The organism is Mesorhizobium ciceri biovar biserrulae (genome assembly GCF_001618845.1).
In the GTDB taxonomy this organism is placed as follows: Bacteria; Pseudomonadota; Alphaproteobacteria; order Rhizobiales; family Rhizobiaceae; genus Mesorhizobium; species Mesorhizobium ciceri.
On record NZ_CP015064.1, the window covers coordinates 1,877,968 to 1,901,907 of the forward strand.

Here is a 23,940-nt window from a genome sequence, read left to right on the forward strand (position 1 = left end):
TCGGATTGGGGAAATACCATGGCAATTGCAACTACGATGCGTCCGCTTGTTTCTCTGGCTCTGCCGCAAAGCGGCGCGGCTCGGCTGGCAACGCAGCTTTTCCTGGCCATCGCCGGAACGCTTGTGCTGACCTTGTCGGCCAAGACCAAGGTGATGCTCGGGCCGGTCGACATTTCGATGCAGACGCTGGCCGTCCTCCTGATCGCCGCCGCCTTCGGCATGCGTCTCGGCGTCGCCACCCTGCTGCTCTACATGGCCGAGGGAGCCATGGGCTTCCCCGTCTTCCAGAGCACGCCTGAAAAGGGTCTCGGCATTGCCTACATGCTCGGCTCGACCGGCGGCTATCTCGCCGGCTTCGTGGTCATGGCGGCCATTGTCGGCTGGGCGGCGGATCGCGGCTGGGACCGCCATCCGATCAAGCTTTTCAACGCCATGCTGGTTGGCGAAGTCGTCATGATGGCGATGGGCTTTGCCTGGCTGGCGCTGCTCATCGGTCCGGAAAAGTCGTGGCAGTTCGGCGTCGTGCCGTTCATCGTCGGCGACCTGATCAAGGTGGCTCTCGCGGCAAGCCTTGTGCCGGCCGTCTGGACGCTGCTCAAGCGCGGCTGAAGCACGAGCCGCGGCTAAAGGCTGAACAGTGGCATGGCGTCATTGGCGGATTTCGGCGTGGCGTCCGCCAAGCAGCCCGCCTTTCTATCAGGCGGGCCGTTCTACTTTTCAATTCGCCGTCGTCATCCGGCTCGAATTGCCGTTTCGGTGGCTTACACTTTAGACTTTCGCCAGCCAGCTAACCATGCCTCCCATTGGGAACAAAACCAGCGCTCCCCCTTCGCCGGGTTCACAACTGTTTGGTCGTAGTACTTCTGGCCTGGCGTATGAAAGATGCGCTCGCCCGTATTGATGCTGATGTTACCCTTTATGTAACACCCGTTTGGAGCAGACACTCCACTCCGATGCACAACCGGAAGGGGATGCTGGTCAGCCTGCGGTATGAAGTAACTCGCGGCGGCAACGCCGAACAGCAATAACGGGACTAGTGCGCGCTGCTCCAACAGCAGGCGCTTGCGCCGCCTTCTAGGCTGCGAATCCTTTTTCCCATGCAAGCCCATAACCCACTCCGCAAGTGCAGAATGCGACTCTCGTCGTTTGGAGTCCAGATACGAGTGGAAGGGGTGAGGTGATCTTTTTATTAGTTGTTGACTTCAAATTTACAGTAAATAAATGGTTAATTCGCTGAAAAATTCTTTCTTAACTTAATTCATTCATCATAAATCGCGGTCAGGGGGCAGTGGTGGTGAATAAGCTATTTTTCGGCGACAATCTCGACATGCTTCGTGAGAATATCGATGATCAATCCGTCGATCTAGTCTACCTTGATCCGCCATTTAATTCCCGTGTAAACTACAACCAATTATTCAAGGAGCCGACCGGCGCCCCGTCCGAAGCACAAGTACAAATTTTTCAAGATACGTGGGGATGGGGGCAGAGTGCGGAGAGTGCTTTTGACGACGTGATGAGACAGGGCGGCGATGTCAGCGTTTTGCTCAGAGCCATGCGAAGCGCGCTTGGGCAAAATTCAATGATGGCATATCTTGCGATGATGGCTGTCAGACTGATCGAATTGCATCGCGTTTTGAAACCAACCGGATCGCTTTATCTTCATTGTGATCCAACTGCGAGCCATTATCTAAAACTATTGCTCGACAATGTTTTCGGCGGTGAGAATTTTCTTAACGAAATCGTTTGGAAGCGGACAAGCGCCCATTCAGCCGCGCGCCGGTGGGCTGATCTGCACGATACGATTCTCTACTATTCAAAAGGCCCTGAATACACTTGGAATAGGATCGTGACACCCTACGACGCGAGCTATGTCGCTCGCTTTAAAAACGTAGATAGTAATGGACGCCGATGGTCGGATGACAATCTCACTGCACCCGGCACGAGGAGGGGGTTTTCCGGAAGTGAATGGCACGGCTTCAATCCGACCGAGAAAGGCAACCACTGGAAAATCAGCAACAGTGCAATTGAAGCGATTGCAGGGGAAGAAGCAGTCGCTACCCTCAACACGCTTGAAAAGCTGGATTTGTTGCATTCGAACGGGATGATTTATTGGCCGCTCGGTGGTGGGTTTCCTCGATTCAAGAGGGTGCTTGGCGACGGTCTTCCGCTTCAAGATCTGATTCTCGATATTCCGCCATTGAATTCGCAGGCGAGCGAACGACTGGGATATCCAACCCAAAAGCCGAGTGCGTTGCTAAGCAGGCTGGTCAGGGCGTCTTCCAATCAGGGCCAAGTGGTGCTTGACCCTTTTTGTGGCTGCGGGACAACTATCGAAGCGGCAGAGACGCTTGGCCGGCAATGGATTGGAATTGATGTGGCCCACTACGCTGTTTCTTTGATCGAAGCTCGCCTCAATGCCAACCATCCCAGGGCGACCTATTCGATTGACGGGCGTCCCACGACTATCGATGGCGCGCACGAACTTGCCAGACGCGACAAGCATCAGTTCCAAATGTGGGCGGCGTGGCGTCTTGGAGCGCAAAGCTATCGCGAGACGAAGAAGGGACCGGATCGAGGTATTGACGGAAGAATTCAGTACAAAAATGGCATCTACGGGTGGGGCCAGATCATCATTTCCGTCAAAGGCGGTGACCACGTGGGTGTTAGCGCCGTGCGAGATCTACGAGGGGTCATCGAACGCGAAAAGGCCGAAATGGGGGTGATGGTAACTCTGGCTGAGCCAACTCGACAGATGGTGAACGAGGCAGTTTCAGCGGGCTTTGTCAGTCAATCTGCGCACGGGCGAAAGCCGCGCTTGCAGATTGTAACGGCTGAAGAAATCATCAATGGGCAAATGCCCGACTTTCCTCCGTTGCCAGAACCGATGCCGATTCGGCAACGCGCCAAGAAACACAAGAAGAGTGACCAGATTGAAATGCTGCTGCCAATAGGCGAGGGCATCCCTGTCAAATTGCGGAAGAACGAGGTTCTTGATCCTCGCTATCTCGATTTGGTTGGCTAGGCTGAGGGGCGTCCGCAATAAAAGAGTCGACTTGGCCCTACCGTTCAACTCCCATTCCGCTTTGCAAGACCCCAAGCGTCATTTACGACATTGAGAGCCTGTTCCCCAGGCATGTTACGGATGGGCGTTTCTGATGAAGGTTCTGGTCACCGGCGCGGCCGGCTTCATAGGGTATCACGTAGCCAAGCGGCTGCTGGAGCGCGGTGACGAGGTCGTCGGCATCGACAATGTCAACGACTACTACGATCCGCAGATCAAGGAGGCGAGGCTGCGGCTCCTGGACGAGGCGAGCCGCAAGACCAATGCCGGCTATCATTTCATCCGCGGCAATCTCGCCGACAAGAGCGTGGTCGACGCCTGCTTTGCCGACCACGCATTCGACCGGGTGATCCATCTCGCCGCCCAGGCCGGGGTTCGCTACAGCCTGGAAAACCCGCATGCCTATGTCGAAAGCAACATCATCGCCTACACCAACATGCTGGAGGCCTGCCGCAACAGCGCCGTCGCGCACCTGACCTATGCCAGCACCTCGAGCGTCTACGGCGCCAACACCGACATGCCGTTTTCCGAGCACCGGCCGGCCGACCACCCGCTGCAGTTCTACGCCGCGACCAAGCGCGCCAACGAGTTGATGGCGCACAGCTACAGCCATCTGTTCGGGCTGCCGACGACCGGGCTTCGCTTCTTCACCGTCTATGGCCCCTGGGGGCGCCCGGACATGGCGCTGTTCCTGTTCACCAAAAACATCCTTGCTGGCGAGCCGATCAAACTGTTCAACAACGGCAACCACACGCGCGACTTCACCTATGTCGACGACATCGCCGAAGGCGTGATCCGCGCCAGCGACAGCCCGGCCACGGGCAATGCCGCCTGGGACTCCAGCCGTCCCGATCCGGCCACAAGCAGCGCCCCCTGGCGCATCTTCAACATCGGCAACAACAGCCCGGTGAAGCTGACCGCCTATGTCGAGGCGCTGGAAAATGCGCTGGGCCGCAAAGCCATCATCGAACTCTTGCCGCTGCAGCCCGGCGACGTGCCCGATACCTTTGCCGACACCTCGGCGCTGGAGCAGGCGGTTGGCTACCGCCCGACGACGACGGTGACCGAGGGCGTCGGGCGATTTGTGGAGTGGTACCAGGGGTATTTTGTACAGAGATAGCGGAGCACCCACCCCTGTCGGCATCTTCGACATGGAAGTCGCGGCGCTCGCTCCGCTATGCTTCGGAAACAGCATGGCGCGAAAACAATTGCCGCAACATAAATAAATGGCGAACGGTTCCAGCGTGTCGCGCCAATGCGATAGAGCGGAAGTCCTCAGTCGACTTCACACCTTATTGGCAGCGTCGAAAGGCTGCTAAGGACGCCCTTATGGTCGGGGGGGAATTGTCAGCTCTTCGTCATCGACCGAAAATGGGTCATCAATTTGCACATGCAGCGTCCGACCACAGCAAACCGCCCGCCTAGCTGTGCGCTTCAAATCTTGTAGCCGCCAGGCGCTGGCGACGGTGTGGCCTCCCGATGTGAAAACGTCATCAATCAGTATAATGACACCGAAGGGGACGGGTCCCGTCAACACAAGGTCCGGGAGCAGCAATTCCGGTTTTCGAGAGGCGCTATCAGTACTTTTGGGAAGGTCTTTCCGCCATCGGAGTACGTCCGCGACGACCACTCCCCCTCCGCATGCCGCCTTCGTGGCGTTAGCAATTGCCGCAGTTCTCGGCGTGTCTTTTTTGCCAACAACGGCAGAACGATTTGGGATTGGGACTAGGACCTTAGGGCCAATTCCCACAGTTTTAACTAGAGGAGCCGCCCATTCAGCGAACCATTCCAGGGCTTTATCTTTGTTCTTGTCGGTAACATTAACCCATTTTCCGCCAATACTGACGGTGGCGTATTGGCTAGCAGGTATCGGCTTTCCTTTGACCGCGCTCACCAAAAGGGTTGAATCATAGTCAACGCCGCGCATATGCCCGACGCCGCTCGTAAGGTATTGAGCGCGAAAATGGACCTTCATTTGCCATCCGGTGGAAGCTAATGCTACGAAAGCAGCCGGCTTGTAATGTCAGAAATATCGCGCAATGGCACGCAGGTATCGTATTCCAAAAACTTCTTCGGCCAACTGAGACGGGTATCCTCGACAACCGAATTTGCGATGAATAGCCAACGCCCCAGCTTTGTACATTCAGCAGCTTGGTGAAGAGTGCCGGACGTGTCGGACGCCTCAACGATCACACTGGCGTCCGTCAGCGCGGCCATCAGGCGGTTTCGTTTTGGAAAATCAGAAGGGAATGTCCGCTGACCGGGCCTGAATTGTGAAATAAGCAGATGGTCACTGTAGATTTTCATCTGCGTTTCGGCATGATCGATTGGGTAAGCCTTGTTGAGTGGCGTGCCAATAACCGCGATAGTGCTGCCACCGGCGTCAATCGCTCCCAGATGAGCGGAGATATCGACTCCCTTCGCCAGCCCGCTGGTCACGACGATACCCGCCTGGACAAGCTCTCTCGCAATGCGCCGTGCCCTAGCTGCGCCTTCCACACTAACGTCTCTTGCGCCAATGACCGAAACGCATTTGCTCTTCAAGAGCGATAGGTCGCCTGCGTAATAGATGTCGAGGTCGGCATCGTCTTGATCGCGAAAAAGGTTTGTTTGTGTAGCTGGGAAAGGTCTGCCTGTGTAGTCAAGCAAACGCTGAAGCGCGATAGTAGTCGCTGCCGACGGTGGAGCGTAACGCGACCTATGACTGTCGCTCCGTTCAAACGAGGTTTTCTCTTTTTTGGCCATACGCTGCAGCAAGACTACCCCCGGTGTTTGCCGTCATATCCGCCGGAATTAAACCTATCCCGATTCGTCAACAGTAAATAGGCGCAGTCGTTCAGTTCCTGTGGAGGGTCATAGGGCATGTGCGCTTTATCAGCAATTTGTGTTGGATGCGGGAGCATCCTTGGCGTTCAGACCTTAGTCCACCGGCCTCGACGCGAGCGAGGACGCCTTCAAATGTCGCGATCATCCTGAGATTGTCAGCAATGATTTCTTCAGCGAGGTCCGTCCGCCCATCTTTATCGGTGCCCCAAAGTTCGCGAGGATGCAACCGCACGAACTCGATATCCTTATACAGCCGGACAATCGTGCCCTTGTACCTTTCGATCAGGTCTTCGCGCCTATTCATTGTGCATTCTCCGCTATGGGCCAAAGCGGTATCTAGTTCCTTTTCTGCCGTTGTTAAGGTCCATCGGCGCGGCTCCTTATGCACGGTCACGTCCCTGTTGTTGCAGAGCGAAGCGCTGGCGAGCCCATATACCAATTTAATATCTGCCTTTGTCTCTCATCCGCGTCGCTTGCCAAGAGGAGGAGCCTTAAGCGCGTCGAGCTGATCCTGAAGACGACCGTTCAACACGATCATTTCCTTTAGCGCCTTCATTGTATCGCCTTTGTGCAAGGTGACGAATTTGTTGGCTACGGCCTGCAATGCGGCCTCTTGACGGCTGTCCAGCGTGACAATGTGATCCATAGCGGTAACTCCCAATGCTTAGAACAATGAACCCTGCGTCGGGGTTTGTCGCGGCATCTTGATCTGGGTCGCCGGCTTCTCGACAATTGCGAGAGCATCGTCCGGTGCGGAGCGTTGTAGGCGCTTTGCTTCCAACCAAGGCGCGCTAAGCCATGTCTCGGTCTCCTCTCGCGTCGTCAAAATGACCGGCATAGCTTTCTCATGGATGGGAGCGACTAGGGTATTGGGCTTCGTCGTCATGAAGCCGTAGACCTCGTGATCGCCGGGGCCTTCCTTGACCTTGCGCACGCCATGCCAGAGCGTCCAAAAGCCGGCGAAGAAGAAAAGCGGACGGGTCTCGTCAAGAGCGAACCAATAGTTGCGCTTCATGCCGGTCTCCGGATCAACCTCGCTAGGATTGGGGCTCGGCTCCGCGAAGCTCGTCACCGGAACAACGCAGCGATGTTCGATGCCGACATATTGCTGCCAATGGGCGTATTGTGGGTTGCGCACGTTCGTGGTGCCCGGGTCAGAATTGCCCCTAACGCGTTCTATTGGTGTAGGCATTCCCCAGCGGAGGTTGGCCAACTCTCGTTGGCCGTCCGACGCATTACGAACTACCGGTCCGAATTGGTTAGGGTAGATATCGATGGACGGCTCCATGTTGCCCAGGATGTCACGAAGGGCGCCTGTAAACTGGCGAATGGCCTCTTGCGACGTGGTGATGTTGTAGAGATTGCACATGTCTTGCCCCTAGTTGCGCAGAATCTCGGGAACGCTGAGCGGGCCGAGATCAAGGATGCGCTTGTACTCACCGATGCGGCGCCAGACGCCCCGCACATTCCCTTTTTCCCGATCGCGCTTCGGATCGTACATGACGCCGTCGAAGTGATCTCGGAACGCCGCCGCAGCGGGAGCTTCGGCGAAACAATAGAGCCGATAGTCTTCATACTCCCCATTCGGCCATATCGCTTGCACCTGCCTGATCTGGTGCGAGAAGGCCATTTCCTGACAAAACTTTGTGATCATGGTGAAGTTCCGGTCCGTGCAGATATCATCTGGCAGCGCGACTTGGTGCGGCCACTTGTGGTCAATGACCGATCGGGCCGGAGTGGCTCGGCTGCGCTTTGGCATCTAGTGCGACCTGGCGGTTTTGGCTCCTGCCTCACGTGCGTAGCTTGGTTCCTGTAGCTGTTCCGGCAATTGTGAACAAAAAGAGAACAAAAGTCAATACCCTATCTTGACGACAGAGGAATATGTTCCTCATCTCCTAGAATGCCGGAGCAATCAGAAAAGTGGCCGAAGGGCGTCCCTTGGACATTGATGCATGCCCATAACGCCGGGCAGGTGGCGCGCATCCGATGCGGGCTTTGCAATATCAAGCGCTTCTACAAGCCGAAAGAACTTCGAGAGGTTATCGGCAACGTCTCGATTGATCAGTTGCGGACCAAGGTTCGCTGCGAGAGGTGTGGGCGCAAGGATTCCATCGACGCCGAGCTATTTCATCCGGTCGGACAGGAGCTTGAGACCATGCGGTTCCGGCGCCTAGTTGAGATCAGGTGGGAAAAGCGCGTGGTTTGGAAAGACGAATAGGAACGCTTCTGCAAACGCCGGTGGCCGGCTAGCGCGACGTCGACATCCACATTATCCACGAACTCCGTCGATGCGCTACGGCCGGGCATTTTCAGACCGACGAAATATCCCAATGTCACCGTGCTGACGTCCGGAACGATTCCGCCGAATCCGGCCGACCTGCTCTCGTCGCCGAAGATGGCGTTGATCTTGACCAATCTAGGCAAACGCTTCGATCTGGTCATCATCGACGCACCGCCGGTCGTCGGTCTTTCCGACGCACCAATCCTCAGCCGGCTTGCCGAAGGCACATTGATGGTCGTTTCGACCAACCAGGTCACACGCAAGTCAGCCAAAACGGCACTCAAGCGTCTGCGCTCAGCCGGTGCGAATGTGATCGGAGCGGCGATGTCGAAATTTACGGTCAACAAGTTCGATTACAATTACGCCTATAAATACATGAACTATCAGTACTACGACTATGGCGCGAGTACCCCGAAAATTGAGGGCAAAGTCGATGACGGAGCAGGCCAGCCCGCTCACGCGAAATCTCCGGCGTTCAGGCGTTTGGTTCGTCGCCTCCGTTCTGGTGTTGGCGGTTTCGTCAGTAGGGCTAAGTCGGCTTCTTGAGTCGGAAACGCCGGCCGTCTCGCTTGCGCTCGATCCGTTCAACGTAGATGCCTTGATAGGCGAAATTGCCGGTCGGTTGAGCGAAACAGGCGACGGTGCTGATCTCGATGTCTTGGCAACAAAGGCGAAGGGCGCGCTTCGTTTCAATGTCGCGGATGCCCGGCTCTACAGCCTGATAGGCGAGATTGAGTATCGACAAGGCGAGAAAGATGAGGCTTTCGAACTCTTCGACCAGGCTCGAAAGCTGTCCAAGACTGAAATCCATTCGCTTCAGAGATCGATCGATCGCTCGATCGAGGTGGGCGATCTGTCAAAGGCCGTTGCCGAGATCGACACGTTGCTGCGCCGGTGGCCCGACAGATTTCCAGTCATTGCGGCGGGCTTGCCGGCTATTCTTTCAAACCCGGACGGATATCAGGCTGTCCTGGCAGCCTTGAGGATCGAGGCACCGTGGAGATCCAGTCTTTTCACCGCGCTTGGCAAGGATCCGCGGGGCCTGCGCGTCGCAAATCAACTGTTGCTGGACCTTGCCGGATCGAGCTCACAACCGACGTCGAAGGAATTGTCTGCCGTAATCAACGGGTACATCAGGCAGAAGGAATACGAGGCGGCCTACCGGCTGTTCCTGTTCAGTCTGTCCGATCAGGAGCGGACACTGGCCGGATACATTTTCAACGGCGGCTTTGAACAGATACTCAGCGGCAAACCATTCGACTGGCAGGTTCGCGACCGCTCCGGTCTGGAAATTACCTTTGCCGGGGCGCGCGATGTTGGCGAAGGCGATAGCGGAGCGACTGTCCGATTCCTGAATACGCCGGTGAAGAACGCCGCGCTCCAGCAATATGTCGAACTGCCTCCCGGCTCCTACAGGATTTCCCTGATCGCCTCCGCGAGAAACCTGAAACTGCCCAAGCAGTTGTTCTGGTCCATCAGATGCGCGGATCCGGCGGGCGAAATAGCTCGGTTCGACATTCCGGAAGGCACGTTCGATCGGCGGGAGTTGAGCCTGGATTTCGCGATCGGACCAAGCGCGTGTCCCATGCAATTGTTGCGGCTGGAAACAGCTGCCATCGCTGAGAGTTGGCGATTTCGGTACGTTGGCACGTTGGTCATGCACAAATTGAGCATCGAAAGAGTTTCATCTTGAGAGAGCGGTCAACCCGGCCCACGGAATGGGAAAAATATCTGCTTGGGTCGGTTCTTTTCCTGTCGGTGCTGATTGGCGGCGGCACCGCAAGCGGTCTCTACACCGAAGCGCTGATCGAGGTGGCCGCGATCGTCTCGGCCGCGGCCGTCTTTTCAAGGCCGTCGGAACACGGCATCCCTCGCTCGGCCCTGTGGTTGCTTGCTCTGGGCCTTGCCGTGTTCTGTTTTCAAATCGTGCCGCTGCCCGCCGCTCTGTTGAGCGGATTGCGGCCTGAGGTTCTACTTGCAAATCCGTGGCTGAGCGGTGAAACCGGGCTGCGTTTCGTCAGTGTCGGCGTGGGACGTACGATCGAGTGTCTGTTGTATTTCGTGGCGATGGCTGCATTCTTTCTGAGCGTCACCCGCTTGCGCCCAGATCAGGTCTACGGCCTTCTGCCCTTCTTTTTCATGGGTGTCATCTGTAACGGACTGGCTGCGGCGATCCAGTATTCGCTCTCCGATAGGGTTGCCATACAGGGTTTGTTGCCGTTCACGATCAATGCGGGACTGTTTGCCAACCAGAACCATTTTTCAGCTTTGCTCTTCGTCTCCATCCCCTTCGTTGTCTACTACGGCCTGTTTCGCGGGCACCTTCTGTCCGGGTCGCTCGGCTTGATAACGCTGCTGCTGTTGCTTCTGGCCGCCGGTTCGCGCGCCGGTATTCTGATAGGGCTGGCGATCACCATGGTATCAGTCGTCTTTCTGTCCGCGCGCTCGAGGCTGGGCGGGTATGGAATACCCGCTGTCTTCATCGGGCTTTCACTCTACACGATCGGGGCGTGGACGAAGATCGATGCGGAAGTGGTTGACCCGGCCTTTGGACGGGCCGAATTTGCCCGATCGACGATCGCGGGAATTGAAGAGAACTGGGCGACGGGCGTCGGCTTTGGCAGTTTTCCGAAGGTCTATCAGATTTACGAAAAGGGAGAGATGATCTTCAAGCCCTACGTCAATCACGCCCACAATGATTATCTGGAATTGGCACTTGAAGGTGGCGCTCCTGTTGTCTTTCTGGTCGCAGCTTACGCGATATTGCTTTTCGCGTTTTCCGTTACGGCACGGCGAGATCCGCTGCAGAAAATGGCGTTTCTCTCAGTATCGTTTCTGCTCGTTCATTCCTTGGTCGATTATCCCTTGCGAACGGCGGCACTGGCGATGACCTTCGCCTATATGAATGGCGTTATCTTTCACAAGGGACTTGCTGAGCGGCTGAGCCAGAGAGGCGAGTCGACCGCCGCCCATGATGACAATCTGCTTGTTCCCGTCAGGCCGGCTTTGGCAAGACGATAGCAATGCGTCGCCTGAATTGGCCATGGATTGGCGCCGGATCGTGACCCAGTCATTTGACGAACGCCGAGATTGACAAGCCAGTGCATGGAACCTAAGCACGGGCGGCTAGGGCCGGGGGGTTCAGGCATGTCAAGGAGAGCTTCTTGAAAGGAATTATCCTTGCTGGAGGCAGTGGAACGCGTCTTTATCCACTAACATTAGCAGTCTCTAAGCAAATTCTGCCGATATACGACAAGCCGATGATCTATTATCCGCTGAGCGTTCTGATGCTCGCGGGTATCCGAGAGATTCTGATCATTTCGACGCCGCGTGACCTGCCGGTTTTTCGCGATCTGCTTGGCAATGGATCGGAGTTCGGGCTCGACCTGTCCTATGCCGAGCAGCCGCAACCCAACGGGCTGGCGGAAGCCTTCATCATCGGCCGCAATTTTATCGGCAAGGACAACGTGTCGATGATTCTCGGCGACAACATCTATTTCGGCGATGGGCTGTCGCAGCTTTGCCGCGACGCTGCCTCGCGCGAAAAGGGCGCCTCGGTGTTCGCCTATCATGTCGAGGATCCCCAGCGTTATGGCGTGGTTTCCTTCGACAAGGCCACGGGAACGGCGCTGACGATCGAGGAAAAGCCGCAGGTGCCGAAATCCAACTGGGCGGTCACCGGTCTCTACTTCTATGACAACGATGTCGTCGACATCGCCCCTGCCATCCGTCCCTCGGCGCGCGGTGAGCTCGAGATCACGGCGGTCAACAACGTCTACCTTGAGCGCGGCCAGTTGCATGTGCATCGGTTGGGGCGCGGCTATGCCTGGCTCGACACCGGCACCCATGACAGCCTGCATGAGGCCTCGTCCTTCGTGCGCACCATCGAGCACCGCCAGGGCATCAAGGTCGCCTGTCCCGAAGAGATCGCCTTTGAACAGGGTTGGCTGACTGTGGACCAGGTTCTGCGTCGCGCCGATCACCTGGGCAAGAACGAATATGCCGCCTATCTGCGCCGGCGTGTCGTCGACCTGTCGGAGGCCTAGGTGCTGGAAGTCAGGCCCCTTGGCATCGATGGCGTTCTGGAAATCGTTCCGAAGCGACATGGCGACGCGCGCGGCTTCTTCGTCGAAACCTACAATGCCGAGCGCTTTTCGCAGGCCGGCATAGACTTGGCTTTCGTGCAGGACAATCATTCCTATTCCGCCGCGGCGGGCGTCTTGCGAGGGCTTCACTATCAGCTTGCGCCGCGCGCCCAGGACAAGCTGCTGCGCGTCATCCGGGGCAGCATTCTCGACGTTGCGGTCGACATTCGCCGCAGTTCCAAAACTTTCGGAAAATGGGTCGCTCTCGAAGTGTCGGCCGAAAAGGGCAACCAGATTCTGGTGCCGAAAGGCTTCGCGCACGGCTTCGTGACGCTCGTGCCCGACACCGAGGTCCTGTATAAGGTGACCGATACCTATTCGCAGGCGCATGACCGGTCGATCCGTTTCGACGATCCCGCCATCGGCATCGAATGGCCGTCATTGACTGGCGGGTTCCAGCTCTCGGACAAGGACCTCAAGGCGCCGCTGCTGGCTGCCGCCGAGGTGTTCGCCTGATGGGTTATTTGAGGACAGCGGCATGAATTTTCTGGTGACGGGCGGTGCTGGCTTTATCGGTTCGGCGGTGTGCCGGCATCTATGCGCCAACCCGGCCTATCGGGTGACCAATCTCGACAAGCTGACCTATGCGGGAAACCTCGCCTCGCTGCGGCCGATCGAGAACGCACACAATTATCGCTTCGCGCAGGCCGATATCTGCGACGAAAGGGCCGTGCTCGACATCCTCCGGCGCGACGATATCGACATCGTCATGAACCTTGCCGCCGAGAGCCATGTCGACCGCTCGATCGATGGGCCGGGCACTTTTATCGAGACCAACATCGTCGGCACCTACAAGATGCTCAATGCCGCGCTGGAGTACTGGCGCGGCCTGCCCGAGGACAGGAAGAGCCATTTCCGCTTCCATCATGTCTCGACCGATGAGGTGTTCGGCGATCTTCCCTTCGATGGCGGCATGTTCGTCGAGGAAACGCCCTACGCGCCATCCTCGCCCTATTCCGCCTCGAAAGCGGCCTCGGACCATCTGGTGCGGGCCTGGCACGAAACCTATGGCCTGCCGGTCGTGCTTTCCAATTGCTCGAACAACTACGGACCCTATCACTTTCCCGAAAAGCTGATCCCGCTGGTCATCCTCAATGCGCTCGACGAAAAGCCGCTGCCGGTCTATGGCGCCGGCGCCAATGTGCGCGACTGGCTGTTCGTCGAGGATCACGCGCGCGCGCTGGAACTTGTCGCGACCAGGGGACTACCGGGCGAAAGCTACAATGTCGGCGGCAATTCCGAGCGGACGAACCTTGGCGTCGTCGAGACGATCTGCGATCTGCTCGACAGCAGGCGGCCGCGGGCAGGGGGCAAGAGCTATCGCGACCTGATTTCCTTCGTCACCGACCGCCCCGGTCACGATCGCCGCTATGCCATTGACGCCTCGAAGATAGGCCGGGACCTGGGCTGGACGCCCAATGAGAATTTCGACAGCGGCCTCGCCAAGACCGTCGACTGGTTTCTCGACAACAAATGGTGGTGGGGACCGATCCGCGAGCAGCGCTATGCCGGTGAACGGCTGGGCGAAGCACGCAAGGGGGCGGCGTGAGGCTGGTTGTCACCGGGCGCGACGGACAGGTCGCGGCAAGCCTTCTGGAGGCCGGCCAGGCGGCCGCCGGCGTTGAGGTCATCGCCATTGGCCGTCCGCAACTCGACCTTGCAAGACCCGACACGGTGATCGAAGCCATCGCGGCCGCGAAGCCGGATATCGTCGTGTCGGCTGCCGCCTACACGGCGGTGGATCAGGCCGAGGACGAGCCCGATCTGGCATTCGCGGTGAACGCCGTCGGCGCCGGCAAGGTGGCGCAAGCCGCGGCGGAGCTTGGCGTTCCCATCATCCATCTATCGACCGACTATGTCTTCGACGGCACCGCCCCTGGCGCCTATGTCGAGACCGACGCCACTGCACCGCGCAGCGTCTATGGCGCCTCCAAGCTTGCCGGCGAACAGGCGGTTGCATCGGCCAATCCGCGCCATCTGATCCTGCGCACGGCATGGGTCTACAGCCCGTTCGGCAAGAATTTCGTGAAAACCATGCTGCGGCTGGCCGCCGACCGCGACGAGATCGCGGTGGTGGCCGATCAGTGGGGAAATCCAACATCGGCACTTGATATCGCCGACGCGATCCTGCATGCGGCGGCACGGCTGCACGAGGGCGCCGCCACATCCGGCATCTATCATCTGGCCGGAACCGGCGAGGCCAACTGGAGCGGCTTTGCCCGCCATATCCTCGACACAAGCCGCGTGTTGGGTGGTCCCTGGGCGCGGGTACGGGACATTGCTACGATGGACTACCCAACCAAGGCGCGCCGCCCCGCCAATTCCCGGCTATCGAGCGCGAAATTCGCCGACGTGTTCGGCTGGAATGCACCGGACTGGCGTCAATCGACGGAGGCAGTGGTGCGCCGTGTCCTGGTCTGAGAGACGGAATGGACCTTGAAGTATGAACAAGGATCCATCGTCGAAAAACATGCACGATGCAAAGGGCGGTCCGCAGGTGGTCCACCCACGGGTGGCCGGCGAAGCGTCACTGTGCGCTCGGACCAAGGCGCACGCAGCGCCGCGTAGAGAACATGCCAGCTCACTCCGCGGCCTGTACGACACCCATGTGTCGAACAAACGCGCAGCAATGCGGGACAGATGAATGGTATTCTCCGAACCGGTTTTCCTTTTCGCCTTTCTGCCCATCGCCATGGCCCTTGTCATGGTCGGAGGAAAACGATTCACGGCACCCATGGTGCTCTTGACCAGCTTGGTCTTCTATGCGTGGGGATCCGGCGCTATCGTTGCTGTACTTATCTTCTCAATCGTTTTCAACTGGGCTTACGGCAGAGTAATCGAGAGAAACAGGACGAACGCGGTTTTGATGATCGGCATTGGGGTAAACGTTCTGCTTCTTTTATACTATAAGTATTCCTACTTCATTGGCTTGAACGTGGATGAGGCAATCGGCACTCATGTGTCCGATTCTTTCAAGAGCGTCGTGCTGCCTATCGGAATCTCCTTCTTCGTCTTTCAGGCGATATCGTACCTGATCGACATAAAACGTGGAGATGTTCCCGCGGAGCGCAACCTCATAATCTTCGGAGCGTACAAGTCCTTTTTCCCGCAGTTGATTGCCGGCCCCATCGTGCGATTCCGCGATGTCGGCGAGGATTTCCACAATCCGCAAATATCGATGGAAAATATCTCGGCGGGCGTCGCCCGGTTCGTCCACGGCCTGCTCAAGAAAGTGATTATTGCCGATGCCGCGGGCGCTATATCTGATGGATGCTTCGCAGTTCACGGCGCCGATGTAACCATCACGGTAGCTTGGCTGGGCGCGCTCGCTTACGCAATCCAGATCTATTTCGACTTCTCGGCATATTCGGACATGGCCATCGGGCTAGGCCGAATTTTCGGCATCCGTTTCAACGAAAATTTCATGCGGCCCTATTCGGCTTCGACAGTGACCGAATTCTGGCGGCGTTGGCATATCTCGCTTTCCACGTGGTTTCGCGACTATGTGTACATACCGCTAGGCGGCAGCCGCAAAGGCACAATCCGCACCTATCGCAACCTCGCTATAGTGTTCCTAGTCACCGGCCTGTGGCACGGCGCCGCCTGGACCTTCGTGATCTGGGGCCTCTATCACGGCGCCTTTCTCATCTGCGAAAAGCTGGTATTCGGAAACGCGGCCGCGGAGAAAAAGAGCCACGTGCTTCGGATCTTCTATCTGCTTCCGGTAATCATCATCGGCTGGATCATTTTTAGGGCCGATTCGCTCGCCCAAGCGTGGACTTTCATGACGAACCTCTTCGCGTTGGGCGAACTCGGCGCGCCGCTGCCGGAACCCGTGGCCGCCGCGCTCAATCCGCGAACAGTTCTGTTTTTCGCAATCGGGCTTCTCATCTTCGTGGCGCCGCGCGGACCTGCGATTGGGGTCTGGCTCGCGCAGGATCCCACACGCTTTCGCGTTCTCAGTCGTGTTCCCTATACCGCGGTCGGGCTCATCCTTGCCGGAGTATTCGTGCTGTCGAGTTCGTTCAGTCCATTTCTGTATTTCCGTTTCTAAGACTGCTCACGATCGTAAAGAACATGGAGGCCAAGTTGAGAGGCGCGAGCGAAACGGATGGGAGACGACGCAATCTCCATGCCTTGGCAGAGTCGCCGTTGCAGCTTGGACAGTTTGATCTGAAGCTCTTTCCTTCGTACCGCTCGCATCACCCAGCGACTGTGCTGAGGCAGCAGAACCTTCGTGGAGGCGATGGGGAATGAAACAGGACGTTCAGGACTTGCGGGGAGTTCCACTGACCGCATTGTTTCGCGGGGAATCCGTCCTCAAGAAGATTCAGATCGCGCTGTTCGCATTGTTCTTGACGGGCCCGTTGGTGACACTTTCAGTCTTCGGCCTTCCTGATCTCTATGAACGGCGCGACTTCACGTCTTTTCCGACGCTTGGTCACTTACTCTCAAATGATAATGTCGGGCGCAAACAACTTTCGGACGCCCTGATCGAACGATTCTACCCTCGAAAATGGGCCGTGAGCGCCCGCAATTGGATTGATTGGCGCTTCTTTGGCTTTCTCGACACCGACACCGTTGTCTCCGGCGGGAACGGATATCTCTTCTACAAACCAGGCATCGTCAGCCGGGACTGCTCGAAGAAGGACGATATCACCGCCAGTCTCGAAGCCTACCGCCTTCACATGGCACTAGCCGCAGCGGCGGGCATGGATTTGATGATCACGATGTCGCCGAACAAGGAAACGGTCGAGAGGGACTCGGTGACTGGCCGAGCCGCGATCTATGCCAAGTGCTACGACGAAATCCGCCAGATCGAGACCGATGCGTACCAACGCTATGGCCGTGGCATGTTTCACAGCCACGAGGATTCGATTCGTCGAATTGGCGCGCGCGTCGGCCAGCGCTATGCCCGCTACGACACCCACTGGGTGCCCGCGATGCACATCGCGGCAATCGAAGACATACGCGAATGGCTTGGCTATCCCGCCCGCCTTGCGACCATAAACACCACCACGCAGACTAGAAACATGGAACTGACGGGGATGGTCGCGCAGAACGACCCAGAGACTATTCCTGACGCCGTCGATGACGATCTAGCAAAATGGGCTGCCCAGTTGCAGAAGATCCCCGGCCGGACAGTGATTCTTCACGATTCATTTTACATGGCGCTCGCCAGACGGCTCAGCCCGCATTTCCAGGACGTCAAGTTCATCCATCTCGAGGACGCTGCCGCTGCGTTCCGTAACCGGCCCGATGCTCAATACGACGAAATCGTCGCGAGCCTAAAGCAGGCGGACCGGATCATCGTGAATTCGGTGGAGCGTTTTATGGCCATGCGCCATGTCAATTCGGCATTGTCGTGGGACAGCGTTCTTGGTCAGGAAATCCTTCGCCGCAATAGTATCGCGGCAGAGGTGCGCTGCGGTTTCGATTCCGCAGCGGACGCACCTGAATCGTCTTTGAGCCTCAAGAATCTAGAACGTGTTTCACCGACCCGTTTCCATGTCACCTCGGAGGATCCCTACATTCTGATTGAGCCGGGCGTCGCCCCGGCCGGAACCAAAACCTTCTGCTTCTCGCTCGCCATCAAGGCCCCTGGATCGGAGATTGTTGGCTTGGCGATACCTGGCCGCGGTGCGGGATTTTCCAAATATTCCGTTGTAACTGTGCCGCTGGACCACCAAGGACGAGGCGAGATCAATTTGCTGCTGCCGGCCGACTACATGGGCAGCGTCTTCCGCATTACGCCGACATTCAGCAGTCAGGACTTCGAAATTGACCGTCTTAAGACTCGTTGGCAGTAGCGGACGTGCCCGGCTCATTGAGCTTTTCGGGCAATGCTGCGCGATTGAGACGCCACAGTGGGCGTTGAACGAACCTCCTCTAATGTCACGCCTCGATCACGTGACGTTCGATATGCTAGAAAGGAGATTACATGCGTTGGGTATTCCATGTGGGATTTCCAAAGACCGCCACGACATCCATTCAGGCGGTTTTGCCCAAGCTTTCCGGAGTATTTTTTGCCGGGAAGGAACAGGGGTTTGTACATGGCCAGCATGGCGAACTGATACTTCGGCGCTGGTTGCCAAACCTGACCCGATGGAACACGCCAGTTCATCTGCTCGCGGAATGGCGGCGCGAAATTGAAAACTTGGCGACGGCGGCCGGCGCAGCGACCGTTGCGGTTTCAGAAGAAGACCTCACGAATTTTCCAGCGGCCATGCCGCCCCTCGAAATCTGCCTCAATATCGCGAGCCTCTTCGGCCCCGATGTGAGTTTCGTCTTTGTCGTGCGAAATCACTGGGATCTGCTCAGATCCACCTACAAGGAGCGCGTGAAGAATGGTATGCCTTACGACTTCAGGCATTTCTGTGTCGATCTGATCTCAACGCGCCACTATGGCATGCTGCACAAGTGGAATTACGCTCGCCTCTTTTCGTCGATGGCACAGTCCGGGCTCGATTTGAACGTCTTTCTGTTCGAACGATTTATCTCTGACCAATCGTATCGGGACCGGTTTTTTTCCGTAATGGGTGCGGTCGAGCCGCCGCAGGAGATACCGCACGAAAACCCCACGGCGGACGATCAGGCTCTCGAGTGGCTGCGGACTCAGAACCTGGCAATGCTTGGCGGGACGTTTGCGCTGGCGCCCGTGCCTTCCGAGTTCTTAAAGATGCATGAGCGTGATCGTGCCCAACTCGAGTGGCTTGCCCATTACTTAGACGTTTCAGACGGTACGTTTTCGGCTTGGAGCGTGGAGATGCGCGAAAAAATCAAGCTGCATTGGGTTCTCAATCAAGATCCCAAAAGCGCGGCAACAGGGATCGATTGGTCACTTCCGCCGAAACTTACCGAAGAATTGATGCAAATATTCGATGCCTCGTGCTTCGGACTCGACGTGTTCGTGGGTGAACCATCCGCGCCGTATGGATACGCGCAGCCTCCCACCTGACTGAAGCAGACAGCTGCATTCCAACTTGCAGCTCTTCGATCAATATGTGTCCGCCAGAGTTGGGGTTGTGCCTTGATTCACGGACATCGCCGTGGGACAAGCTGCGCCGACCCGATGCAAGAGTTGTAGCATACCACGATCGGAGCGAGGATGCGGATTTTCATTACAGGCGGAGCGGGGTTCATTGGCAGGCGCCTGTGTGCACTGCTCAAGGTCGACCACGAGGTCACCGTCTACGATAATTTTCTCCCTCAGGTGCATGGAGCAGACGCGGCGCCGTCGCCGATGCTGGAAGGCGTCCACGTCATTAGGGGAGATGTGCGAGACGCGGCGGCACTTGCCGCGGCGTTCCGCGAGGCGCGACCGGAGCGCGTCTATCACCTCGCTTCGGAAACCGGAACGGGCCAGTCCTACGACGAGCCGACCCGCTACAACATGGTCAACATCATAGGCACGTCCCACCTGATCGACGCGGTCCGGGCGCAGGTCGGCGTAGGCAGGGTGCTCGTCGCGGGTTCGCGCTCCGTCTATGGCGAGGGTGCGTGTGTGGATGCACGCGGCAAACATGTCCTAGCGAGGGCCCGCACGGCTGAGGACATGGCGAAGGGAATATTCACGCCGCGCAGCGCGACGGACGAACTGCTGACCCCCGTCGCTACGCGCGCCGCCATTTGTCCGGCGAGCCCCGCATCGATCTACGCCTCGACCAAGCTCTTGCAGGAATATCTACTAGCGCAGGCGTTCTGGGGCACTGATGTCGAGGTCGGGATTCTGCGCCTGCAAAACGTCTACGGACCGGGACAATCGCTTTCCAATCCCTACACGGGGGTAATCTCGATCTTTCGCAAGCAGATTGAGGAAGAGTCTACCCTCAACATCTACGAGGACGGTGCCATCGTCCGCGACTTCGTCTACGTAGATGACGTGGCGCGGGCCTTTGCGTTGATCGGGCTTGCCGAGAAGTGTCCGAGCGAAGTGCTCGACATCGGCTCGGGCGAACCCACGCAAATCATTGACATGGCGCGGATGCTGCTGGTCATGATGGGACAGCCGAAGGACAAGCTTCGGGTGACCGGGCAATTTCGCGCCGGCGACGTGCGCTACGCAGTGGCCGATATTTCCGACACGATCCGACACCTCGACTGGCGACCGCAGGTGACCCTTGAGGCCGGCATGTCGAAGTTTTTGGAGTGGGGCGGGGAGTGAAATCTCCGTCCGGTCCGCGCCGAAGCGAAAATCTCGCTGAGCTGGCAGCCGATTTTCGATGGGCGCGGAGATCGCATTTCTCATCGCACTGAGAAAGTGGTTACGGATATGGTCGACTGTCTGATCAGCTAGCCACAGATGAGTATATTATGATGGGGACACTTCCTACGTGGAGTGTGTGCGAGGCTGGATAAACCGATACGCAAATCAGCGATGGTGCCATGTTCATGATGCGGCAGCGCATGTTAAATGGACATGAATTTCCAAAGTCAGACTGGAAGAGGAAGATTGTTGACCTCTGCATTCCATGATCAGCCCGATTCGGGGGGCGAATTTAGGCAACGAATTCCGGCTAGAAGAACGGGCACAGAGGCAGAAAACTGAATGACTTTATACCTGCACATCGGCCCGCCCAAGACCGGCACCACTTACATTCAAGAGATGTTCGTCGCGAACCTGGAAGTCTTTCGTGGTCCGGAATTTTGCTATCCGGTACTCGGGCGCGATATGACTGTTCACGGCCGATACCCAGGCCATCACGGGTTTTCGCTAGCGGCCGAGAAGTATATTGGCGATGAGGCTGATCCAGATCTTCATTCGAAATGGATCAATATTTTGAGAAATAACAAAAACGTGATTCTGTCGGCTGAAGGCATGTCTGGATGGAGTTCATTATATATAAGGAAAATGCAAAGTATCGCGAATGATTGCAATCACGGTTTGGTTGTAGTATATTTTGTAAGAGAGCCAAACGATCTTCTGTATTCTCAATGGAAAGAGGAGGTTAAGCTTGGTTTCGGTGAAGAGTTAAGTGAATTTCTGATAAAGCACTTGATAGATCCGAAATATTCGTGGAGGTATAATCCTATAGGGGACCTTCTTAAATTTAAATTTGAATCACCCGATTTTGATTATCACATATATCTATACGATGTTCTCGTGCGGCAAGGGGAGGATATATTTTTGGCTATGGCCAGAAATTCTTTCGGAATAAGTGATCTTTCCGCAAGCGGCGGTGGCGCCAACGAATCCCATACCATCGAAGTAATTGACTCGATGTTGAGGTTCAAAGAACATCTTGGCGAAGAACATGGTGCTTTGGGAGGGCAAGTCAGAGAAGCGATGTACGCGTTACAACTCAAGGAAATGCCGGATATTTATGAAATAATCGAAAGAATATACAAGGAAAATATGCCAAAAAGGAATATTTTACTTTCAAGGGACACTTACCACCATGAGATGCTGGAGCAGGAAATCGCAAGCTACGACCGACTTGGAAAATATCTAAGGACGCAGGTTCCGGAAAATGGAATTTTCCCTAGAGATCCCCTTACGCTGCATTACTATGATCGTAGGGACGTTTGGGCCAACGCCACCGTCAGCAACCAGTTGAGGCGCCTCGCCGATCGCCTCAAGCCCTATTTGCAAAGTGCCGCCGTAGCACCCGAGGGTTGGTTGGCGCCGCTGAAGGAATCTTCCTGACATTGCGGATCGCGGCGATCCGCCCGAAACCGGCTTGACGGACGATGACAAAATGTTGCATCGCCCCCGTCTTTCCAAAAGAATGGGCGAAGGTGATCTTATGCGATGCTATGCGATTTATGTCCTCCATGATGATGTCAGCGAGACTTCGGCGGCACTTGCAGGGGAGGCCTTGCGCCGCATCAAGGGCGCCGCGGACTATCTATTGGTGGTGGCGCTGGCTCCTTTCAACAGTACAGTCGGCGTCCTTCTGGCCGATCTCGCTGACGCGGTCGTGGGCCCGCACGCTCGCCTGACGTTCAAGGAAGGGATTCGCCTGGGCCTGAAACACATCTATGAAACCGCGCCTGACCTGGCGGACTGCGTTTTGGTCACCGGATCGCATATGGCCGGGCCGATCGGGGTCTTCGAGCCATATCTAGAGCGGGCGCTCGCTTCGGACGCCGATCTTGTGGCGCCCTATTTCCACGCCCCGAAAATCGATCCGAGGCTCGCGGCGCGGGATCTTCCGGCAAGAATTCCCTATTTCGACTTCACTTTTTTCAAGCGCAGCCTGCTTGCACAGGAGAGTTTCCGTCGATTTTGGGACCGTGCCGAGCCTAGTTCGGACTACTGGTCGGATTTCCTTGGGATAGTGATCGCGTTCGGCCAGTTGGTCGAAAGCTCCGGCTTCAAGGTCGAGTATTTACTGGACCCGGAACAGCTAGAATCGTTCGATCCCCGCATGTTCGAGGTCCACAAGCTCGTCGAACTCGGCGGCCCGGTCGTTCCGAAGGATGTGTTCCTGCTCGATCCGCTAATCCACGACTTACAAGCGATCTATGCCCGCCGGGCGCTCGATGCACTTGCACTGCGCGACCCGGAACTGTGCAATCTGCTGTGGAACGTGCTTTTGACAGAGGCGGAATTGCGTACGCTTCACACCAACCTCGAGGAGCACGCCGTTCTCGATGACCGCTACGTCGGGGAACCTAAAGACGAATGGAACTTCGGCACGGTGGCGGTGTTCATTCACGCTTTCTATATTGATGTGCTGAAAGACATCTGGCCTAGCCTAAAGCAACTCCCGGGCAAGGCAGACCTTTATATTTCAACTGCGTCCGAAGAGAACAAGGGGCATATCGAAGCCTTCATCGCGGATCAAGGTTGGCCGAGAGGGATGATCGAGGTCCGGGTGGTCGCCGCGAATCGCGGCCGCGACATGTCCGCGCTATTCATAACCTTTCAAGATGTCGTCCTTGCCGGAAATTACGAAGTGGCGCTGCGCCTCCATTCGAAACGGACGCCCCAGGTGGGCCGGCAGATCGGAAACTCATTCCGCGACCACCTACTCGACAATTTGATTTTCAATAGTGATTACGTGCGCAATCTTTACGATGTCCTAGATCAGAATCCCAAGATCGGCCTTGTCATACCGCCTACGGTGCATATCGGTTTCGGCACGCTCGGTCATGCTTGGTACACGAACAAGGCTCCCATGCTGAAGCTGGCGGCTCAGATTGGGATCAAAGTTCCCGTCGATCGCGACACGCCAGTGGCCGCTTACGGCACGATGTTCTGGTTTCGCACCGAGGCGCTGCGGCCCCTGTTCGAGCATCCCTGGAAATGGACGGACTTCAACCCCGAACCACACCATGTCGACGGCGGCCTAGCCCACCTTCTGGAAAGACTGATGGGCTATTGCGCCCAAAGCCGCCATTTCCGCACGCTCACGATCTGCAATCGTTACGCGGCTGCGCGCAATTATGTGAAGCTTGAATACAAACTGCAGCTTCTCGCAGCGCAACTTCCCAGCCACAACATCTCGATGCAGTATGAATATCTGTTGCAGAAGCGGTCAGAGGCGCCGATTCGTAGATGGATCCACAAGAAACTCGAACGCCTATATGCGGATCATGTTGTGCGCCGGCCGAGGCTTCTCAACCTGGTCCGGCCACTCGCCCATTTCGTGAGAAATTTGATCGCTCTTCGCTGAGGCCTC

General features: G+C 56.8%; 24 protein-coding genes. 17 read left to right on the top strand and 7 right to left on the bottom strand.

The annotated features are described in order from the left end of the window. Positions 1–18 precede the first annotated feature (18 nt). A complete protein-coding gene (locus tag A4R29_RS08375) occupies positions 19–609 on the top strand; it encodes a biotin transporter BioY (RefSeq protein ID WP_027164125.1) in 591 nt (196 codons plus the stop codon). 152 nt (positions 610–761) lie between these two features. Here the strand turns inward: A4R29_RS08375 and A4R29_RS35000 are convergent, their stop codons facing one another. Then, entirely contained in the window at positions 762–1,109 is a 348-nt protein-coding gene (locus A4R29_RS35000) for a sunset domain-containing protein (protein WP_063171684.1), read from the bottom strand. 182 nt (positions 1,110–1,291) lie between these two features. Between A4R29_RS35000 and A4R29_RS08385 the strand changes: the two genes are divergently transcribed. Then, a complete protein-coding gene (locus A4R29_RS08385) occupies positions 1,292–3,022 on the top strand; it encodes a DNA methyltransferase (protein ID WP_244506927.1) in 1,731 nt (576 codons plus the stop codon). Positions 3,023–3,155: 133 nt separating this feature from the next. Beyond that, positions 3,156–4,181, top strand: coding sequence for an NAD-dependent epimerase (locus tag A4R29_RS08390; protein ID WP_063171685.1), 1,026 nt, complete (start codon positions 3,156–3,158; stop codon positions 4,179–4,181). 207 nt (positions 4,182–4,388) lie between these two features. Here A4R29_RS08390 and A4R29_RS34080 read toward each other — a convergent pair whose 3' ends face one another. The 6 genes from A4R29_RS34080 to A4R29_RS08415 form a co-directional block, all read right to left on the bottom strand. Continuing rightward, complete coding sequence (locus A4R29_RS34080; protein WP_145923742.1) at positions 4,389–5,036, bottom strand: hypothetical protein; 648 nt, start codon at positions 5,034–5,036, stop codon at positions 4,389–4,391. A 23-nt stretch (positions 5,037–5,059) separates the two neighbouring features. After that, positions 5,060–5,818, bottom strand: a complete 759-nt coding sequence (locus tag A4R29_RS08395; protein ID WP_244506928.1) for a DNA-processing protein DprA — start codon at positions 5,816–5,818, stop codon at positions 5,060–5,062. Between the two features lie 79 nt (positions 5,819–5,897). Beyond that, positions 5,898–6,191 carry a hypothetical protein gene (locus tag A4R29_RS08400; protein ID WP_063171686.1) on the bottom strand — a complete coding sequence of 98 codons (294 nt, stop codon included), beginning with the start codon at positions 6,189–6,191 and terminating at the stop codon, positions 5,898–5,900. A 156-nt stretch (positions 6,192–6,347) separates the two neighbouring features. Continuing rightward, entirely contained in the window at positions 6,348–6,533 is a 186-nt protein-coding gene (locus A4R29_RS08405) for a hypothetical protein (protein WP_063171687.1), read from the bottom strand. Between the two features lie 18 nt (positions 6,534–6,551). Then, positions 6,552–7,256 (bottom strand): SOS response-associated peptidase, encoded by a 705-nt coding sequence (locus tag A4R29_RS08410; RefSeq protein ID WP_063171688.1) that lies wholly within the window; start codon positions 7,254–7,256, stop codon positions 6,552–6,554. A 9-nt stretch (positions 7,257–7,265) separates the two neighbouring features. Continuing rightward, positions 7,266–7,646: a hypothetical protein gene (locus A4R29_RS08415; protein WP_145923743.1), complete on the bottom strand. Its 381-nt coding sequence runs from the start codon at positions 7,644–7,646 to the stop codon at positions 7,266–7,268. Between the two features lie 189 nt (positions 7,647–7,835). Between A4R29_RS08415 and A4R29_RS32910 the strand changes: the two genes are divergently transcribed. The 14 genes from A4R29_RS32910 to A4R29_RS08480 all read left to right on the top strand — a co-directional run bounded on the left by A4R29_RS32910 (position 7,836) and on the right by A4R29_RS08480 (position 23,934). Continuing rightward, entirely contained in the window at positions 7,836–8,105 is a 270-nt protein-coding gene (locus A4R29_RS32910; RefSeq protein ID WP_082827355.1) for a hypothetical protein, read from the top strand. A 120-nt stretch (positions 8,106–8,225) separates the two neighbouring features. Beyond that, on the top strand, positions 8,226–8,714 hold the full coding sequence (locus tag A4R29_RS32915) for a P-loop NTPase family protein (protein WP_244506929.1): 489 nt from the start codon (positions 8,226–8,228) through the stop codon (positions 8,712–8,714). Next, positions 8,602–9,861, top strand: coding sequence for a tetratricopeptide repeat protein (locus tag A4R29_RS08425; RefSeq protein WP_063171691.1), 1,260 nt, complete (start codon positions 8,602–8,604; stop codon positions 9,859–9,861). The genes A4R29_RS32915 and A4R29_RS08425 overlap by 113 nt, the downstream gene beginning before the upstream one ends. Then, positions 9,858–11,189, top strand: a complete 1,332-nt coding sequence (locus A4R29_RS08430) for an O-antigen ligase family protein (RefSeq protein WP_063171692.1) — start codon at positions 9,858–9,860, stop codon at positions 11,187–11,189. The genes A4R29_RS08425 and A4R29_RS08430 overlap by 4 nt, the downstream gene beginning before the upstream one ends. A gap of 143 nt (positions 11,190–11,332) precedes the next feature. After that, a complete protein-coding gene (gene rfbA / locus A4R29_RS08435; protein ID WP_063171693.1) occupies positions 11,333–12,214 on the top strand; it encodes a glucose-1-phosphate thymidylyltransferase RfbA in 882 nt (293 codons plus the stop codon). Then, positions 12,215–12,769: a dTDP-4-dehydrorhamnose 3,5-epimerase gene (rfbC, locus tag A4R29_RS08440; RefSeq protein WP_013532726.1), complete on the top strand. Its 555-nt coding sequence runs from the start codon at positions 12,215–12,217 to the stop codon at positions 12,767–12,769. 22 nt (positions 12,770–12,791) lie between these two features. Next, on the top strand, positions 12,792–13,862 hold the full coding sequence (rfbB, locus tag A4R29_RS08445; protein WP_024503667.1) for a dTDP-glucose 4,6-dehydratase: 1,071 nt from the start codon (positions 12,792–12,794) through the stop codon (positions 13,860–13,862). Beyond that, positions 13,859–14,734 carry a dTDP-4-dehydrorhamnose reductase gene (gene rfbD, locus A4R29_RS08450; protein ID WP_063171694.1) on the top strand — a complete coding sequence of 292 codons (876 nt, stop codon included), beginning with the start codon at positions 13,859–13,861 and terminating at the stop codon, positions 14,732–14,734. Before rfbB ends, rfbD begins: the two co-directional genes overlap by 4 nt. A 223-nt stretch (positions 14,735–14,957) precedes the next feature. After that, positions 14,958–16,367, top strand: a complete 1,410-nt coding sequence (locus A4R29_RS08455; RefSeq protein WP_063171695.1) for an MBOAT family O-acyltransferase — start codon at positions 14,958–14,960, stop codon at positions 16,365–16,367. Positions 16,368–16,566: 199 nt separating this feature from the next. Beyond that, the gene (locus A4R29_RS08460) at positions 16,567–18,123 is read left to right on the top strand and encodes an alginate O-acetyltransferase AlgX-related protein (RefSeq protein WP_063171696.1); all 1,557 of its coding nucleotides are present in this window, start codon (positions 16,567–16,569) and stop codon (positions 18,121–18,123) included. A gap of 131 nt (positions 18,124–18,254) precedes the next feature. Beyond that, positions 18,255–19,271: a hypothetical protein gene (locus A4R29_RS08465; protein ID WP_063171697.1), complete on the top strand. Its 1,017-nt coding sequence runs from the start codon at positions 18,255–18,257 to the stop codon at positions 19,269–19,271. Positions 19,272–19,421: 150 nt separating this feature from the next. Further along, positions 19,422–20,477 (top strand): NAD-dependent epimerase/dehydratase family protein, encoded by a 1,056-nt coding sequence (locus tag A4R29_RS08470; protein WP_063171698.1) that lies wholly within the window; start codon positions 19,422–19,424, stop codon positions 20,475–20,477. Between the two features lie 384 nt (positions 20,478–20,861). Next, positions 20,862–21,959 carry a hypothetical protein gene (locus A4R29_RS08475; RefSeq protein ID WP_082827356.1) on the top strand — a complete coding sequence of 366 codons (1,098 nt, stop codon included), beginning with the start codon at positions 20,862–20,864 and terminating at the stop codon, positions 21,957–21,959. 34 nt (positions 21,960–21,993) lie between these two features. Next, on the top strand, positions 21,994–23,934 hold the full coding sequence (locus A4R29_RS08480) for a rhamnan synthesis F family protein (RefSeq protein WP_082827357.1): 1,941 nt from the start codon (positions 21,994–21,996) through the stop codon (positions 23,932–23,934). Positions 23,935–23,940: the final 6 nt, after the last annotated feature.